16 protein-coding genes are annotated in these 16,825 nt (G+C 63.6%); 10 read left to right on the top strand and 6 right to left on the bottom strand.

Annotated features, from left to right (window positions below):
- The first annotated feature begins 81 nt into the window (after window positions 1-81).
- Window positions 82-210, top strand: coding sequence for a hypothetical protein (locus tag HD842_RS24255; protein ID WP_258837507.1), 129 nt, complete (start codon window positions 82-84; stop codon window positions 208-210).
- Between the two features lie 89 nt (window positions 211-299).
- On the opposite strand, the gene HD842_RS03205 is transcribed toward HD842_RS24255, so the two are convergent.
- Window positions 300-1,457 (bottom strand): GNAT family N-acetyltransferase, encoded by a 1,158-nt coding sequence (locus HD842_RS03205; RefSeq protein WP_183550864.1) that lies wholly within the window; start codon window positions 1,455-1,457, stop codon window positions 300-302.
- Between the two features lie 68 nt (window positions 1,458-1,525).
- Here HD842_RS03205 and HD842_RS03210 point away from each other — a divergent pair, with 68 nt between their 5' ends.
- Both HD842_RS03210 and HD842_RS03215 read left to right on the top strand, forming a co-directional pair.
- On the top strand, window positions 1,526-3,610 hold the full coding sequence (locus tag HD842_RS03210) for an NAD(+) synthase (protein WP_183550867.1): 2,085 nt from the start codon (window positions 1,526-1,528) through the stop codon (window positions 3,608-3,610).
- On the top strand, window positions 3,607-3,945 hold the full coding sequence (locus tag HD842_RS03215) for a P-II family nitrogen regulator (RefSeq protein WP_183550870.1): 339 nt from the start codon (window positions 3,607-3,609) through the stop codon (window positions 3,943-3,945). Before HD842_RS03210 ends, HD842_RS03215 begins: the two co-directional genes overlap by 4 nt.
- 35 nt (window positions 3,946-3,980) lie before the next feature.
- Here HD842_RS03215 and HD842_RS03220 read toward each other — a convergent pair whose 3' ends face one another.
- Window positions 3,981-4,586, bottom strand: coding sequence for a trimeric intracellular cation channel family protein (locus HD842_RS03220; RefSeq protein ID WP_183550873.1), 606 nt, complete (start codon window positions 4,584-4,586; stop codon window positions 3,981-3,983).
- A 215-nt stretch (window positions 4,587-4,801) separates the two neighbouring features.
- Between HD842_RS03220 and HD842_RS03225 the strand changes: the two genes are divergently transcribed.
- Window positions 4,802-5,224 (top strand): DUF1842 domain-containing protein, encoded by a 423-nt coding sequence (locus HD842_RS03225; protein ID WP_183550875.1) that lies wholly within the window; start codon window positions 4,802-4,804, stop codon window positions 5,222-5,224.
- On the opposite strand, the gene HD842_RS03230 is transcribed toward HD842_RS03225, so the two are convergent.
- The 3 genes from HD842_RS03230 to trxB all read right to left on the bottom strand — a co-directional run bounded on the left by HD842_RS03230 (window position 5,193) and on the right by trxB (window position 9,199).
- Window positions 5,193-7,373 carry an ATP-binding protein gene (locus HD842_RS03230; RefSeq protein ID WP_183550878.1) on the bottom strand — a complete coding sequence of 727 codons (2,181 nt, stop codon included), beginning with the start codon at window positions 7,371-7,373 and terminating at the stop codon, window positions 5,193-5,195. The two genes, HD842_RS03225 and HD842_RS03230, sit on opposite strands and share 32 nt — an antisense overlap.
- 165 nt (window positions 7,374-7,538) lie before the next feature.
- Complete coding sequence (locus HD842_RS03235; protein WP_183550881.1) at window positions 7,539-8,207, bottom strand: Smr/MutS family protein; 669 nt, start codon at window positions 8,205-8,207, stop codon at window positions 7,539-7,541.
- A gap of 23 nt (window positions 8,208-8,230) precedes the next feature.
- The gene (trxB, locus tag HD842_RS03240; RefSeq protein ID WP_183550884.1) at window positions 8,231-9,199 is read right to left on the bottom strand and encodes a thioredoxin-disulfide reductase; all 969 of its coding nucleotides are present in this window, start codon (window positions 9,197-9,199) and stop codon (window positions 8,231-8,233) included.
- Window positions 9,200-9,407: 208 nt separating this feature from the next.
- Here trxB and HD842_RS03245 point away from each other — a divergent pair, with 208 nt between their 5' ends.
- The 3 genes from HD842_RS03245 to HD842_RS03255 all read left to right on the top strand — a co-directional run bounded on the left by HD842_RS03245 (window position 9,408) and on the right by HD842_RS03255 (window position 13,988).
- Window positions 9,408-11,912: a DNA translocase FtsK gene (locus HD842_RS03245; protein ID WP_183550887.1), complete on the top strand. Its 2,505-nt coding sequence runs from the start codon at window positions 9,408-9,410 to the stop codon at window positions 11,910-11,912.
- A 120-nt stretch (window positions 11,913-12,032) separates the two neighbouring features.
- The gene (lolA, locus tag HD842_RS03250; protein ID WP_183550890.1) at window positions 12,033-12,668 is read left to right on the top strand and encodes an outer membrane lipoprotein chaperone LolA; all 636 of its coding nucleotides are present in this window, start codon (window positions 12,033-12,035) and stop codon (window positions 12,666-12,668) included.
- A gap of 18 nt (window positions 12,669-12,686) precedes the next feature.
- Window positions 12,687-13,988 carry an AAA family ATPase gene (locus HD842_RS03255; protein WP_183550893.1) on the top strand — a complete coding sequence of 434 codons (1,302 nt, stop codon included), beginning with the start codon at window positions 12,687-12,689 and terminating at the stop codon, window positions 13,986-13,988.
- On the opposite strand, the gene HD842_RS03260 is transcribed toward HD842_RS03255, so the two are convergent.
- Entirely contained in the window at window positions 13,985-14,350 is a 366-nt protein-coding gene (locus tag HD842_RS03260) for a winged helix-turn-helix domain-containing protein (protein ID WP_183550896.1), read from the bottom strand. The two genes, HD842_RS03255 and HD842_RS03260, sit on opposite strands and share 4 nt — an antisense overlap.
- A gap of 139 nt (window positions 14,351-14,489) precedes the next feature.
- Between HD842_RS03260 and HD842_RS03265 the strand changes: the two genes are divergently transcribed.
- The 3 genes from HD842_RS03265 to serS all read left to right on the top strand — a co-directional run bounded on the left by HD842_RS03265 (window position 14,490) and on the right by serS (window position 16,797).
- Window positions 14,490-15,041, top strand: a complete 552-nt coding sequence (locus tag HD842_RS03265; protein ID WP_229424574.1) for a hypothetical protein — start codon at window positions 14,490-14,492, stop codon at window positions 15,039-15,041.
- 158 nt (window positions 15,042-15,199) lie between these two features.
- On the top strand, window positions 15,200-15,382 hold the full coding sequence (locus tag HD842_RS03270) for a hypothetical protein (RefSeq protein ID WP_183550899.1): 183 nt from the start codon (window positions 15,200-15,202) through the stop codon (window positions 15,380-15,382).
- Between the two features lie 119 nt (window positions 15,383-15,501).
- Window positions 15,502-16,797: a serine--tRNA ligase gene (gene serS, locus HD842_RS03275; protein ID WP_183550902.1), complete on the top strand. Its 1,296-nt coding sequence runs from the start codon at window positions 15,502-15,504 to the stop codon at window positions 16,795-16,797.
- Window positions 16,798-16,825: the final 28 nt, after the last annotated feature.

Below are 16,825 nucleotides of genomic sequence, written 5' to 3' on the forward strand. Positions count from 1 at the left end.
TGAGTCGCCTATATAACAGTGGTACACCAACTGAAACCATAGGCGTTGTCCATCTGGGCAATGCAATCGAAGGAGCTCTACGTGAAAAAGATTGTCCACGCACTGGTCGCCGCTGCCGGCAGCCGCGCCAAATATGCCCTGCGCAAGCGCGCTGAAGCCATCAAGCCATCGAAGGTCGATTATCGCCTGAACGCCGGCGGCTGGAACTAAGCAGTACTTACCGCCACCCCCTGGCGGACTGATGAAAAGGCTGGGCCCGTACTGCGGGCCGGCCTTTTTTTTCGCCTGCCCGCGTCTTCTTATGGCTGACTACGGAACGGACTACGCTCGTTCAACTCGTCGAGATAGTCGTCAATCCCGCCGGCCTCGCGCTGCAGGAAATTTTCCACCGCATTGGCAAACGACGGATGCGCCAGCCAGTGCGCCGACCAGGTCTTGGTCGGCAGGAAGCCACGCGCCATCTTGTGCTCGCCTTGCGCGCCGCCTTCGAACGTGGCGATGCCCTGTTCGATGCAGAACTCCAGTGGCTGGTAATACGCGGCCTCGAAGTGCAGGCACGGCACGTGTTCCAGTGCGCCCCAATAGCGGCCGTACAGCGTGTCGGCATCATGGATGACGAGTGACGCGGCAATCGCGCGGCCTTCCAGTTCGGCGATCACCAGCAGGATATTGTCCGGCATCGTCGCACCGATGCGCAGGAAAAAGTCCAGGTTCAGGTACGGCGTCGAGTGGTGGTCTTTGTACGTGTTGCGGTAGCAGCGGTTGAACAGCACCCAGTCCTCGCGCGTGGCGTCCGCCCCGCGCACGCGCCGCATCGTCACCCCAGCCTCGACCACCTTGCGCCGCTCGGCCCGGATGTTCTTGCGCTTCTTTGGCTCGAGCGTGGCCAGAAAGTCATCGAAACTTGCATAACCCCGGTTCAGCCAGTGAAACTGCACGCCGCTGCGCAGCAGGAAGCCGGCATCCTTGAGCGCCTGTGCTTCGTCTTCGGGCGGGAACAGGATGTGGGTCGACGAGACTTCGGTGGCCGACTGCGTGGCCGTCAGCACGTCGATCAGCGCGGCGCGCGCAGCTGCATCGACCGCCAGCAGGCGCGAGCCGGCCACCGGCGTGAACGGAATCGCCGACAGCAGCTTCGGGTAGTAGTCGAGGCCATTGCGCGCGTAGGCATCGGCCCAGGCCCAGTCGAACACGTACTCGCCGTACGAGTGGCCCTTGACGTACAGGGGCAGGGCGGCCGCCAGCACATCGGCCGCGTCGTACAGCAGCAAAAATTGCGGCTGCCAGCCGCTCTCGGGCGCCGCGCTGCCTGACGCGTGCAGCGCGTGCAGGAAGGCGTACGAGAGAAACGGCGTCGGCGCTGCCTGGGCCTGGACCAGCGCATCCCATGGCGCTTGCCCGACTTCGGACAGGCTCGAGACGATATGCGTGCGATAATCTGTCATTGCTTTCAACATTGCTTCCAATTCCAAGAAGTGAGTGCCACGGGCAGCGATTCGCCGCGTCGGCACTGCGAGAGACCCTTATGACCAGCCGATTCTTCAATCTCTATTCGCACCATTTTGCACGCGTTGCGGTCGCCATCCCGCGCATTCGTGTGGCCGACCCGGCCTATAACGTCGAACAGACGATCAAACTGGCGCAGCAGGCGGCAAGCGAAGGCGCGGCACTGGTCGCGTTTCCCGAGCTGGGCCTGTCCGCCTACACCTGCGACGACCTGTTCCACCAGCGCGCGCTGCTCGACGCCTGCCTTGAAGGCTTGCAGACCATCCTTGCCGCCTCGCGCAGCCTGCCGCTGGCCATCGTCATCGGCATGCCGCTGCGCGTGAACCACATGCTGTTCAACTGCGCCGTCGCCATCGCGGGCGGGCGCGTGCTGGGCGTGGTGCCGAAAAGTTATTTGCCTAATTATGGCGAGTTTTACGAATCCCGGCAGTTCACGCCCGCCGATTGCGCGTCGGTTGATCAGATCGACCTGTTTGGCGAGACCGTGCCGTTCGGCGTGAACCTGCTGTTCGAGGTCGCCAACCTGCCGCTGCTGCGCTTTCACCTCGAAATCTGCGAAGACGTCTGGGTGCCGGTGCCGCCGTCGTCGTTCGCGGCACTGGCCGGCGCCACGGTGCTGGTCAACCTGTCGGCATCGAACGTCGTCGTCGGCAAGAGTGGCTACCGCCATCAGCTGGTCGCCCAGCAATCGGCGCGCTGCATGGCCGCTTACCTGTACACGTCCGCCGGGCGGGGCGAGTCCACCACCGACATGGCGTGGGACGGCCAGTCGCTGATCTACGAAAAGGGCGAGCTGCTGGCCGAATCCGAACGTTTTTCCGACGAATCGCACATCATCTTCGCCGACGTCGACCTCGAGCGCCTGTCGACCGAGCGCATGAAGGCCACCACGTTCGCACAGTCGGCCCGGCGCCATGCGGCCGAAGTCGCGGCGTTTCGCGTCGTGCGCTTCGACCTCGCGCTGCCCGTGGAGCACACGATGCCGCTGGCGCGCGGCATCGAGCGCTTCCCGTACGTGCCGGCCGACCGCGCCCGGCGCGACGAGCGCTGCACCGAGGTCTACAACATCCAGGTGCAGGCGCTGATCCAGCGCCTGGCCTCGAGCGGCATCCAGAAGGTCGTCATTGGCGTCTCGGGCGGCCTGGACTCGACCCACGCGCTGCTCGTCTGCGCAAAGGTCATGGACCGCCTGAAGCTGCCACGCACGAACATTTTGGCCTACACGATGCCGGGCTTTGCCACCAGCGAGCGCACGCTCAAGCAGGCGCGCGACCTGATGGCGGCCGTGGGCTGCAGCGCGCAAGAGATTGATATCCGCCCGAGCTGCATCCAGATGCTCAAGGATCTGGGCCACCCGTACAGCGAGGGCACGCCGGACTACGACATCACGTTCGAGAACGTGCAGGCGGGCGAGCGCACCAACCACCTGTTCCGGCTGGCGAACTTCCACAACGGGATCGTGATCGGCACGGGCGATTTGTCCGAGCTGGCGCTGGGCTGGTGCACCTACGGCGTGGGCGACCATATGTCGCACTACAACGTCAATGCCAGCGTGCCCAAGACGCTGATCTCGTACCTGGTGCGCTGGGTGGCCGAGACGGGTACCGTGGTTGCCGAAGGCCAGTCGCAAGTGCTGATCGACATTCTCGATACCGAGATCAGCCCCGAGCTGGTGCCCGGCGGCGCAGTCAGTCACGGCACTGATGCCAAGCCCGCGCAAAGCACGCAGGAGCGCATCGGCCCTTACGAGCTGCAAGACTTCAACCTGTTCTACACACTGCGCTATGGCTTCAAGCCGAGCAAGGTCGCGTTCATGGCGTATTCGGCGTGGCACGACAACGCGGCGGGGCGCTGGCCGGACGAGACCGGCACGCGCAACCAATACGACCTGGACGCCATCAAGCGCAACCTGTCGATCTTTTTGTTCCGCTTCTTCAAGACCAGCCAGTTCAAGCGCTCGTGCGTACCGAACGGACCGAAGGTCGGCAATGGCGGCTCCCTCTCGCCGCGCGGCGACTGGCGCGCACCGTCCGACTCCGAGGCCACCGTCTGGCTCGACGACCTGGCAAATATCCCCGACTCATCGAAAGGACCACCACCATGAAACAGATTACCTGCGTGATCAAACCGTTCAAGCTCGACGAAGTGCGTGAAGCGCTGGCTGAAGTCAATGTCACCGGCCTGACCGTCACTGAAGTGAAGGGCTTTGGCCGTCAGAAGGGGCATACCGAGCTGTACCGCGGCGCCGAATACGTCGTGGATTTCCTGCCGAAAGTGAAGATCGAAGTGGTGGTGGACGATCCGATGGCCGACAGCGTCGTCGACGCCATCATCAAGGCAGCGCGCACCGGCAAGATCGGCGACGGCAAGATTTTTGTACAGAACATCGAGCAGGTCATCCGGATCCGTACCGGCGAGACCGGCCCGGACGCCGTCTAAGCAAGCATATCTGACCCCACCGGGGCGGTGCGTCGTTACCGCCCCATCCGCATGTCGAACTTCCACGTCAGCAGCCGCAGGCCGCTGATGAACAGGCAGCTCGACCAGAGCGCAAAATCGTCCGGCACGCCGTACTTGCCCATGAGCAGGAACAGCCAGTTGCCGATGAAGGCGCAGATCGCATACGGTTTGCCATCCCGAAACACCATCGGCACCTCGTTGCAGACGATATCGCGCAGTACGCCCCCGAAAATCCCGGTAATGACGCCCATCATCGAAGCGATGAAGATCGGCATGTCCGCCGCCAGCGCGGCTGACACGCCCGCGATCGAGAACAGGCCCAGGCCCACCGCATCGGCGATCACGATCAGGCGTTCTGAGACGATCTGGCGCAGCGTGCGGATGAGGGGAGAGGCAACCAGTGCCAGCACGAAGATCGCGATGGCGTATTCCTGGTGCGTCACCCAGAACAGCGGACGCTTGTCGAGCAGGATGTCGCGCAGCGTACCGCCGCCGAATGCCGTGATGAACGCAACGGTGAAGACGCCCACCAGGTCCATGCGCTTGCGCCGCGCTTCGATGAAGCCGGAAAACGCACCGACCAGGATCGCCATGATTTCGATGAACTTGATAAGCGTCATGCAGCAGAGGTCAGGGAATGTTGTTGTGAGATTACCACGGGCACGACGCTTGCATAAGAGAATTATGCGCACCCTGCGCCATGGGCGACCGTCCATCTGACAGGCCGGAAGGCAACCGGAAGGTTGCTGCAGCCGGGTTTGCCTAGAGTAGCCATGACCCGGGCAGCGCGAGCGCCGGGGCATCCTGCAAGCCAACCCAGATGAAGGAGTACATGATGGCCAATACATTCGATTCTGTCAGAGTGATCACGCTGACCGCCGGCAACCAGGGTATGCCCGGCGCCCCGATCCTGACGATGGCGCTGTTGATCGACGGGGCCGATGGCACCGTGCAGGGCAAGGGCGAGATTTCCCAGGCCGTGGCGCCACCGTATGGCGAACTGCGCGTGTCCAACATCACCGGCCAGGTGCGCTCGATGGGGTTTGGCCCGGCAACGCAGGCGCTGGCACTGAAAGGGACGATCTTCACGACGCTCAAACCGCCGGCGATCGGCACCATGGAGATACCATTCAGCGCGTTCTTTGTGACCGACAACGACTGGGTGGGCAACGGCTACTTCAACTACCCACCCAACGACGTGACCGATGTGCCGATCGCTCCGGGGGTTACTTTGTCAGCAGTGGCAGCCGCAGCGTAAAGATGACCCGCCCGTCCGCATACCGGTAGGCCAGTTCGCCCTGGTGCTCGCGCACGATCTGTTGCGCGATGTACAGGCCCAGGCCCATGCCGGTGCGGTTGCGCGGATTGTTCATCGATGCGCGCTTGAACGGGTTGAACAGCGTGGCCACCGTCTCGGGTGGGATCGCCTGACCGGCGTTGGCGACTTCGACCGATGCGTCGCGCTCATTGGCGCGCAGGCATACCGTTACCGGCGTGCCCGGCTCGCCGTGGTGGCGTGCATTGCTCATCAGGTTGGATAACACCTGGCCGAGCCGGCCGCTGTCGGCCTTGACGGTGGCCTCGTCGTCGCAGATGAGGTCGAGCGGGATCGACGGGTACGCCATGCGCGCTTCGTCCATCAGGTCGATCAGCAATTCCTTCAGGTCGACCGGTATCAGCGAGACGCCCAGCCCCATGCCACTGTCGATACGGCTCATGTCCAGCACCTGGCTGATCATGCGCTGCATGCGGTTGGTCGACGACTGGATGCGCTTGCCCAGCGTCGGCTGGCCGTTGCCGCCGCCGTTGCCGGTGCGTTCCAGCACCATGCCGGCCATATTGATCGAGTGCAGCGGATCGCGCAGGTCGTGCCCGAGCATCGCCAGCAGCTGCGCGCGGGTTGCTTCGGTTTGCGAGCGGTGCGAGTTCATCGCGCGCACCAGCTCGGCCAGCGTCAGGCGGGCGTTGCCCAGCACCGTCGGTTCCCACGGGTGCGCGCAGCCGCGCACTGTTTCATGCCAGGCGTCGAACGAGCCGCGTGGCGTCAGGCGTTCGCCCAGTGGACCGAAGATGGCAATTTTTTCGGGACGGCCGCCCCAGGCCACGGTTTCGATCTGTTCGACGCGCAGCAGCACGCACCAGCCCTGGCCCATCGGATCGAAGGGCAGGGCCAGCATGCCGACCCACTTCCCCAATTGTTCCTGAAGCGCCTCCGGCCATTCGTGCTTGCCTTCGCGCACCAGCAAGTCATGCTGGTTGTCCGGCAGCGACGCAATGACGGCCTTGGCCAGTTCCGGCGCCAGTTCACCATGCACGACCACCTTGCCATGCTGGGCAACGATCATCGCCTGGGCGCCGGCAGCCGCCATCAGTGATTTGCTGTGCTCGCCCAACGCGTCGATCGGGTCGTCGTCGAGCAGCAGCGATTCGACGATGCTCGTGCGCACGCGGGCCGACTGCTCGGCCAGCGTGGCGTCGGCGCGCGCTTCGATGCTGAGGATGGTCGAGGCCATCACCTGTGCCAGCACGTCGGCCGCCAGGCGCACCGCGTACGGCACCAGCTTCTTCGACATGTGATGGCAGGCAATCAGGCCCCACAGGCGGCCGTTGATGACGATGGACACGCTCATCGACGCCATCACGTGCATGTTCTTCAGGTATTCGATGTGGACCGGCGAGACGCTGCGCAGCACCGCAAAACTCATGTCCAGCGGCAGGGCGCCCGGTGCGCCGCACAGCGGCACGGCGGTGTAGTCCATGTCGCCGATCATGCGCAGCGTATTGAGCGTATACAGCCTGCGCGCCTGGGCCGGGATGTCGCCGGCCGGATAGCGCTGGCCGATGTACGGCACCAGGTCGTCGCGGCGGCTTTCGGCCACCACGTCGCCGCTGTCATCGGCGCGGAAGCGGTAGGCCATCACGCGGTCGAACCCGGTGAAATCGCGCACCTGTGCCACGGCGACGCTGAGCAGCCCTTCGATGGTTTTCTGGCGGCGCAGGCGGTCGATCGAGCTGTGCGCCTTGACGGCGAACTGCGACACTTCTTCGGTCGAGGCTTCGCGCAGTTCGAATTCGGCAGTGACGCGTCCATGGGCGGCGTGCACGACGCAATCGTATTCCGCCGCGCCGATGGACAGGCCGGCCACGATCGGGCCGGCATCGTCGTCGTGCAGGGCGTCGATGCAGTCGGTAATGGCGTCGAAGGCAGCCACCGGCAGGGCCAGCGCATCCAGCGACAGGCCCAGTTGCGGGGTGACACCCAGCATGGCAGGGGCGTTTTCGCTCCAGCCGGCCAGACGTGCATCTTCGGAAAAGAACAGGATTGCGCCATGGGGCTGAATCGAGCCTGGGATATGAATCGGCTCGTCGGCGCAGGACGACAAATCGACCCGCTGCCCATGCTCCATGATGACCGCTTGCATTGCCTTCAAATCACACCACCCCTAGTCGAATGACCGGCAAAAGACCGGCCGAGAAGAATTCTACAATCAACCGGCAAAAGGCGTGGAAACTGCAAACACGAACATTGCAATTGTTACACAACCATGTTGCATTACCCATACAGACGCGTGTTATTCCAGTAGTGCAGCGCGCAGCAGGGCGATCAGCGCGCCATGGCCGCCGTCGGACCGGCCGGCCGCGCAAAAGGCAATCACCTCGTTTTTTTGCACGAGCCAGCTGTGCACGATCCCGCGCAGCACTGGTGCTCCACCCGGTGAGCCGTAACCGATGCCGTGGATGATGCGCACGCAACGAACGCCGCGCCGGTTGGCGCGGTGCAAAAAGTCGGTGAGGGCGTCGCGCGCGGCGTCGCGGTTCAGGCCGTGCAGGTCAAGTTCATCTTGAATCGGCCAGTGGCGTTTGCGCAATTTGCGCACGACATCCGGGCCGACACCATCGCGTGAGTAACTGAGGGCCGGATCTTCGTCGAGCATGCCTTCGACGTCGAACTGGTCCGACAGCGATTCGCGCAGGACGGCTTCGGTTTCCTCTTCAGCCGAGAGCACCGGGCCGCGCTGGATGGGGCGGTTCGGCGCCACATACACGGGGCGGTGCACGTAGCGGTCGGACTCGGGCAGCTTGCGCACGCCCTGCATCGAGCTGCGAAATTCCACGGCCCGTTCGCGCGCCAGGCGTTCGCGTTGTTCACGCTCTGCCTGTTCGATGGCGCGCACGCGCTCGTTTTCCTTGAGCTGGTCGCGCAAGCCCTTGAGCTCAGCGAAGTCTTTCATGCGTGCCATCGAATGCAGTTCCTGGTAAGGATTTACTGTGGATCGTCTTCCAGCGCTTCGAGGTAGCGCTGTGCGTCGAGCGCGGCCATGCAGCCGGTGCCCGAGCTGGTGATCGCCTGGCGATAGATATGATCCTGCACGTCGCCGGCAGCAAACACGCCTGGCACGCTGGTGGCAGTTGCCATGCCTTCGAGGCCCGACTTGGTCACCAGATAGCCGCCGCTGTGCATCTCGAGCTGGCCTTCAAAGATGCCCGTGTTCGGCTTGTGGCCGATGGCCACGAACAGGCCGTGCACGGTCAGGTCCTTGAAGTCGCCCGTCTGGGTCGATTTCAGGCGCAGGCCAGTGACACCGCTGTTGTCGCCCAGGACTTCATCGAGCGTCTGGTTATATTCCAGCACGATCTTGCCTTCGGAGACTTTGTGCATCAGGCGGTCGACCAGGATCGGCTCGGCGCGGAAGCGGTCGCGGCGGTGGATCAGCGTGACCTTCGAGGCGATGCCGGCCAGGTACAGCGCTTCTTCGACAGCCGTATTGCCGCCGCCGATGACCGCGACTTCCTGGTTGCGGTAGAAGAAGCCGTCGCAGGTGGCGCAGGCCGACACGCCCTTGCCCATGAACGCCTGCTCGGATGGCAGACCCAGGTACTGGGCCGAGGCGCCTGTGGCGATGATCAGGGCGTCGCAGGTGAAGGTGAAGCTGTCGCCCACCAGGCGGATCGGCTTTTCGTTCAGGTAGGTCGTGTGGATCTGGTCGAACACGATCTCGGTATTGAAACGCTCGGCGTGCTGCAGCAGGCGCTGCATCAGCTCCGGACCCTGCACGCCCAGCGGATCGCCCGGCCAGTTCTCGACATCAGTAGTGGTCATCAGCTGGCCGCCTTGCTCGACGCCCGTCACCAGCATCGGCTTGAGGTTGGCGCGCGCGGCGTACACAGCGGCGCTGTAGCCGGCAGGACCGGAACCGAGAATGAGGACTTTGGCGTGTTTAGTTGTAGTCATGGCGGCGCTTCAATGATTGTTAATAGACACACGGCAATTGGGGGCACCTTGAGAAGAATCAAGGCCCACGCGGGCGCCGGTCGGGGTGTGCGAAAGAGGGCAGATTATAGACGATGCGGCGCGCGGGCATGAATCGTGGGGCCAGCGCGACCATATATCGCTTAGAATGACCGGATCGTCGATTCGTAGTTACCACGCAGTGCCTGCAATGAGCAAGAATAGTCCAGCCGCCACCTCCGGATATACCCGCACCAAGCAAACGGCCCGCGCGCCGCTGCCAGGCCGCCTGTCGCGCCTGCTGTCCGAAGCGCGCTGGATCGCCGGCGCCGTCGCGTTCCTTTATTTCGTCCTGATTCTTCTCAGCTACAGCAAGGGTGATCCCGGCTGGTCGCACGCCAATTCGGTGCCGCGCATCGACAACCTGGGCGGTGCTGCCGGCGCCTGGTTGTCCGACCTGCTGCTGTTCATCTTCGGCTTTTCGGCCTGGTGGTGGAGCGTCATCTTCCTGCGCCAGGTCTGGCGCGGCTGGCGCCGCCTGACCGACAAGCTGGGCACGGCTGCGGCCGCCGAGCCCGTACACCACGGTGAAATCTACGTCCGCTGGATCGGCTTTGCGCTGATGTTCGCCGGCAGTGTCGGCCTGGAATACCTGCGCATGTGGTCGTGGGATGTCGAACTGCCGCGCGCGCCCGGTGGCGTGCTGGGGCAGCTGATCGGGCACGCCAGCCAGGTCACGTTCGGCGCCACTGGCGCGACCTTGCTGCTGTTGCTGCTGTTCGGCCTGGGGTTCTCGCTGTTCTTCCAGGTGTCGTGGCTGGCCGTGGCCGAGCGTATCGGCGGCGTGTTCGACGATGCATTCGACTGGTTCCGCCTGCGCATGGAAGACATCGAAGACCGCAAGCAGGGTGAAGTCGCGGCCGTCAAGCGTGACGAGGTCGTGGATCACGGCCGCGCCAAGTTCACCGAAAAGCATTCGAACGAGCCGATTCCGGTCGTCAAGGCAGAGCCGTCGCTCGATATGGCGCCAGCGCCAGCGCCGGTTTCCATGGCCAAGTCGTCGACGGCATCAGCCCCGACGGTAGCGCCAGTTGGTACGGCAAGTGTTGTGCCAAATGCGCAGCCGACGCTGCAGCCGATCAAGATCGAGCCGCAGATGGTCAGCGTGCCCAAGTCCGAGCGGGCCGAAAAAGAACGCCAGACGCCATTGTTTGCCGATCACCGGGGCGATACCGGCCTGCCGCCGCTGGCGCTGCTCGATGAAGCACCGCCCGTGACCGAAACGGTCAGCGTCGAGACGCTGGAATTCACCAGCCGCCTCATCGAAAAGAAACTGTCCGACTTCGGCGTCGATGCCAAGGTCGTGGCCGCCTATCCTGGCCCGGTCGTCACGCGCTACGAGATCGAGCCGGCCACCGGCGTGAAGGGCAGCCAGATCGTCAACCTGGCGCGCGACCTGGCGCGTTCGCTGTCGCTGACGTCGATCCGTGTCGTGGAAACCATCCCGGGCAAGAATTACATGGCGCTCGAGCTGCCAAACCCGAAGCGCCAGATCGTGCGCCTGTCCGAAATCGTCGGCTCCAAGGTGTATGGCGACAGCGCATCGAGCCTGACCGTGGCGCTGGGCAAGGACATCGCCGGCAAGCCGGTGGTGGCCGACCTGGCCAAGATGCCCCACTTGCTGGTAGCGGGTACGACGGGTTCCGGCAAGTCGGTCGGCATCAATGCAACTATCCTGTCGCTGCTCTACAAGTCCGACCCGGCCGACGTGCGCCTGATCCTGATCGACCCGAAGATGCTGGAAATGTCGGTCTACGAAGGCATTCCTCACCTGCTTGCGCCGGTCGTGACCGACATGCGCCAGGCGGGCCATGCGCTGAACTGGGCCGTCAACGAGATGGAGCGCCGCTACAAGCTCATGAGTAAGCTTGGCGTGCGTAACCTGGCAGGCTACAACAACAAGATCCTCGAGGCTGACAAGCGCGAGGAGCACATTCCGAATCCGTTCTCGATCATGCCGGACAACCCGGAGCCGCTCGAGAAGCTGCCAACCATCGTCATCATCATCGACGAATTGGCCGACCTGATGATGGTCGTCGGTAAGAAAGTTGAAGAGCTGATTGCCCGTATCGCGCAAAAGGCGCGCGCGGCCGGCATCCACCTGATCCTGGCGACGCAGCGCCCGTCGGTCGACGTTATCACGGGCCTGATCAAGGCGAACATCCCGACCCGTATTGCGTTCCAGGTGTCCTCAAAAATCGACTCACGCACGATTCTCGACCAGATGGGCGCCGAGGCGCTGCTGGGCATGGGCGACATGCTGTACATGCCGCCGGGTACCGGCCTGCCGGTGCGCGTGCACGGCGCGTTCGTGTCCGACGACGAAGTGCATCGAGTTGTAAAACATCTGCAATCGCTGGGCGAGCCGAACTATATTGAAGGCATCCTCGAAGGGGGCACGCTGGAAGAAGGCGGCGCTGCCGACGGGGCCGCAGCAGGCGAGGGCGGTGGCGAGGCCGACGCGTTGTACGACCAGGCGGTGCAGGTGGTGCTCAAGAACCGCCGCGCATCGATCTCGCTGGTCCAGCGTCATCTGCGCATCGGCTACAACCGCGCCGCACGCCTGCTGGAACAGATGGAAAACAGCGGCGTCGTCTCGCCGATGCAGTCGAACGGCAACCGCGACATCCTGGTGCCGGCAGCCAGCGCGGAATAAGCGCCGCGTCGGCCACAGGCCTGAGCTGCCGTAAACCGTCGACCACGTAGGGTGGACGGCTCCGCCGTCCACGCGTTCAACCTGCCATCGCAGGCTTAAAAACAAGAACAGGACCTCCGCATGCAATCAACCAAATTCACCATCGCCGCACTCCTGGCCACGAGCGCCTTCGCGTTCTCGACCACCGCCAGCGCCGCCGCTCTGGACCAATTCAAATCCTTCGTCGCCAGCACCAAATCGGCCAGGGGCGAATTCACCCAGCAACAGCTGGGCAAATCCAAAAGCGGCAAGGCCAGTCCCGCATCGAGCGGCAGCTTCGTGTTTGCCCGTCCCGGCAAATTCATCTGGACCTATCAGAAGCCGTACGAGCAGGTCCTGCAAGCCGACGGCGACCAGCTGTATATCTACGACAAGGACCTGAACCAGGTCACCGTGCGCAAACTCGGTAATGCGCTGGGTTCATCCCCGGCCGCGATCCTGTTCGGCAGCAACAAGCTCGAAGAAAACTTCACGCTCAGCGAAGCTGGCGAGCGCGACGGCATGGAATGGCTCAACGCCGTCCCGAAAGCCAAGGACACGTCGTTCGAGCAAATCAGCATCGGCCTGAAGGGCGGGGTGCCGCTGGCGATGGAACTGAAGGACACGTTTGGCCAGACCTCGCGCCTGACCTTCACCAACTTCCAGCGCAACCCGGCCCTGGGCGCGCAGCAATTCAAGTTCGAGACGCCCAAGGGCGCCGACGTCGTCAACCAGTAAGCCGCACCGGAGCCTGCCGTGGATGACCTGTTCAAGACCGAACCGGCGGCGCCGCTGGCCGAAGCCCTGCGCCCGCGCACCATCGACGAGGTCGTGGGGCAGAGCCACCTGCTGGGCCCCGGCAAGCCGCTGAACCTGGTCTTCAAGTCGGGCAAGCCCCATTCGATGATCCTGTGGGGTCCGCCGGGCGTGGGCAAGACCACGCTGGCGCGCCTGACCGCGTATGCGTTCGACTGCGAATTCATCGCGTTGTCGGCGGTGCTGTCGGGCGTGAAGGATATCCGTGCGTCGATCGACCAGGCCGAGCAGTATCTGGCGCGTGGCAAGCACACGATCCTGTTCATCGACGAAATCCACCGCTTCAACAAATCGCAGCAGGATGCCTTGCTGCCGTTCGTCGAAAGCGGGCTGGTCACGCTGATCGGCGCGACCACCGAGAACCCGTCGTTCGAGGTCAACTCGGCACTGCTCTCACGGTCGCAGGTGTACACGCTCAAGGCACTGACCGATGACGAGCTGCGCCAGTTGCTCGCGCGCGCGAAAGAATCCGTGCTGCAGCATCTTGAATTCGACGAGGTCGCCATCGACACGCTGATCGGCTATGCCGACGGCGACGCGCGCCGCTTCCTGAACCTGCTCGAACAGACGAAGACGTCCAGCGACACGGCCGGCATCACGCACATCACGGCCGACTTCGTCGAGAATGCGCTGACGCTGAACGTGCGCCGCTTCGACAAGGGGGGCGACAATTTCTATGATCAGATCTCGGCGCTGCACAAGTCGGTGCGCGGCTCGCACCCGGATGCCGCGCTGTACTGGCTGTGCCGCATGCTCGACGGCGGGGCCGACGCCAAGTACCTGTCGCGCCGCATCGTGCGCATGGCCTGGGAAGACATCGGCATCGCCGATCCGCGCGCCATCCAGCTGGCCAACGATGCTGCCGCCACTTACGAGCGGCTCGGCTCGCCGGAAGGGGAGCTGGCGCTGGGGCAGGCAGTGATTTATCTGGCGATTGCCGCCAAGAGCAATGCCGGCTACAACGCGTTCAATGCGGCAATGGCATTCGTGCGCAAGGACAAGTCGCGTGAGGTGCCGGTTCACTTGCGCAATGCGCCGACCAAGCTCATGAAAGAACTGGGCTACGGTCACGATTACCGATATGCGCACGATGAGCCCAACGCGTATGCGGCGGGCGAGACCTATCTGCCATACGACATGCCCGAGCCGGGCTGGTACCAGCCGGTGCCGCGCGGGATCGAAACCAAGATCGCCGAAAAGATGGCGTGGCTGCGTGGGTTGGACGACGAGGCGCGGCGCTAGCGGCCCTCGGCGGCCTTTACCAGCAGGCCGGATAACTCATCGAAATACGCCAGCGCCGCTGGCGTGAGATCGACCTGCTTGCGTCGGGTGTCCTCGGTGTCGGTGAGCGTGAGCCAGCCTTTCTTGCGCATCGCCGTGACCCGTGCATGAATAGTGGCAGGCGCACCGAGGTGTTCCTGCGCCATCAGGTCGCGCACGGAGAGCCGCTGGTGCGCCTGCGCTGCGCAAGCCACCACCGTCAGCACGCGCTCTTCGCGCGCGTCCAGCGGCCCCAGGGTGGGCAACGTGCGCAAGGCATCGACCAGATGCAGGAAGCGCAGGTAGATATCGGCCGGCCGCGTCGGCAGTTTTTCTTGACTCATCGAGTTCCCATGCCCTGTCAGGGCAGCTTGTTGCAGTGCTGCCACGCTCAGCAAATTGTTGCGTGTCGGATAACATACGCTTTGTTTATAATCCGGCGTCCGTCCGTGGTCTTTACATTGTAACCAAAGCCTCTCATCCATGCGTCACTTGCAGCTTAAATTTGCCATGGTGGCGGGCACGGCAACCCTGTTTCTGGCCACCATCCTGCTGAACGAAATCCTGTTCACGCGGCTCGAGTTCGCGCCCGGCATCAATATGATCTACCTGCCTGCCGGGGTGCGCCTGCTGAGCGTCCTGCTGTTCGCCGAGGCCGGCGCATTTGGCCTGCTGCTCGCATCCTGGTACATCTGCTTCTTCCACTTTTTCCCGGATGATCCGCTGCGCTCGTTCGCTGGCGGCATCCTGTCGTCACTGGCGCCGTATCTTGCCTACCGCGCGTTGCTGGCCTCGGGTGTCGGTGCATCGCTGCGCGGCATGAGCGGCCAGCGTTTGTTCTGCTTCGCGCTGCTGTTCTCCGTCATGAGTCCCGCCATGCACCACGCCTGGTTCGCGCTGATGGGTGGCCAGGATCTGTGGAGGGGCTTCATCGTCATGTTCACGGGCGACCTGGCCGGCACGCTCATCGTGCTGTACGGCGCCCGGCTTGCCCTGAATACGTTCTGGCCCAAGCCCGTGGCGCGTCGCTGCTGATTGGCGGGCGGCGCTGCCGCCGGTCGCATGGCGGCGCATTCTGCGCCGCGGTTCGTGCGCTTCGTCGCATGTCGATGGTGGTTCGGGGTATCGGTGGCTACAGTACCACCATACCGCAGCAAGTTTGCGGACCCTGAAACCACCACCGAGGAGCCATCATGAACATCCGTAAAAACTTCGAAGCCCTGTTCCTGGCCGTTGTTGCACTGGGCCTGGTCGGCAGCTACGTCACCGCCAGCGAACGTCCGATCACGATCGCTGCATCGACCGCACCAGCACTCGACATGGCCAGCATCCAGACCGTCGTCGTGAGTGCGCCGCGCCTGGCCGCCACGCTGTAACTCGCCGCCGACCGGTGGGCAGGCGAGGGCCCGGCAGCGTCACTGCCAAATCTCGCAAGGAATGCCAGTCGCCTTGGTACAATTGTGGTTTCGATACACACAGCCTGGTCCAACCCGACATGATTGACATCCAACTTCTCCGCAAAGACATCGACACCGCTGCCGCCCGCCTGGCGACCCGCAAATACCAGCTCGATGTGTCCGCCTTCAGTGCACTGGAGGCCGAACGCAAGGCCATCCAGACGCGCACCGAAGAACTGCAGGGCAAGCGAAATGCGCTGTCCAAGCAGATCGGCATGCTCAAGGGTAAAGGCGAAGACACGACGGCCGTGATGGCAGAAGTGGCGGGCCTGGCCGACGAGCTCAAGGCCAATGAAGCGGCGCTGGCGAAGGTGCAGGAGAGCATGGCCCAGTTCATGGCCGCCGTGCCGAACCTGCCGCACGAAAGCGCCCCGCAGGGCCTGGATGAAAGCGGTAACGTCGAAGTGCGCAAGGTCGGCGCCGTGCCGGCATTCGACTTCGCCGTGCGCGACCACGTCGACATCGGCGAGCGCCTGGGCCTGGACTTCGAAACGGCCACCAAGATCACCGGTTCGCGCTTCTCGATGATGAAGGGTGGCATGGCGCGCCTGCACCGCGCGCTGGCGCAGTTCATGCTCGACACGCACACCGAACGCCACGGCTATACCGAGTGCTACACCCCGTACATGGTCAACGCCGATTCGCTGCGCGGCACCGGCCAGCTGCCGAAATTCGAAGCCGACCTGTTCTCGGTGAAAAAGGGCGGCGTCGAGGGCGAGGGCGAGACCTTCTACCTGATCCCGACGTCCGAAGTCTCGCTGACCAACGTCGTGCGCGATGAAATCCTGGCGCTGGACGCACTGCCGCTGAAGATGACGGCGCACACGCCATGCTTCCGTTCCGAAGCCGGCAGCTATGGCCGCGATACACGCGGCATGATCCGCCAGCACCAGTTCGACAAGGTCGAGATGGTCCAGGTGGTGCATCCAGAGCAATCGTACGCGGTGCTGGACGAGATGGTCGGCCAGGCCGAATTCATCCTGACCTCGCTTGGCCTGCCATACCGCGTCATGCTGCTGTGCACGGGCGATATGGGCTTCTCGGCCGCCAAGACCTTTGATATCGAAGTCTGGCTGCCGGCGCAGAATACCTACCGCGAGATTTCGTCGCTGTCGAACTGCGAAGCTTTCCAGGCGCGCCGCATGCAGGCCCGTTTCCGCAATGCCCAGAACAAGCCCGAGCTGGTGCACACGCTCAATGGCTCGGGCCTGGCCGTGGGCCGCACGCTGGTGGCCGTGCTCGAGAACTACCAGCAGGCCGACGGCAGCGTGATCGTGCCCGAGGTGCTGCGCCCGTACATGGGTGGTCTTGAACGCTTGACTCCGGCGGCTTGAAACGGGTGATGGAAGGGGAAATGAGCCA

This window comes from Massilia aurea, from assembly GCF_014200505.1.
GTDB classification, from domain to species: Bacteria; Pseudomonadota; Gammaproteobacteria; order Burkholderiales; family Burkholderiaceae_D; genus Telluria; species Telluria aurea_B.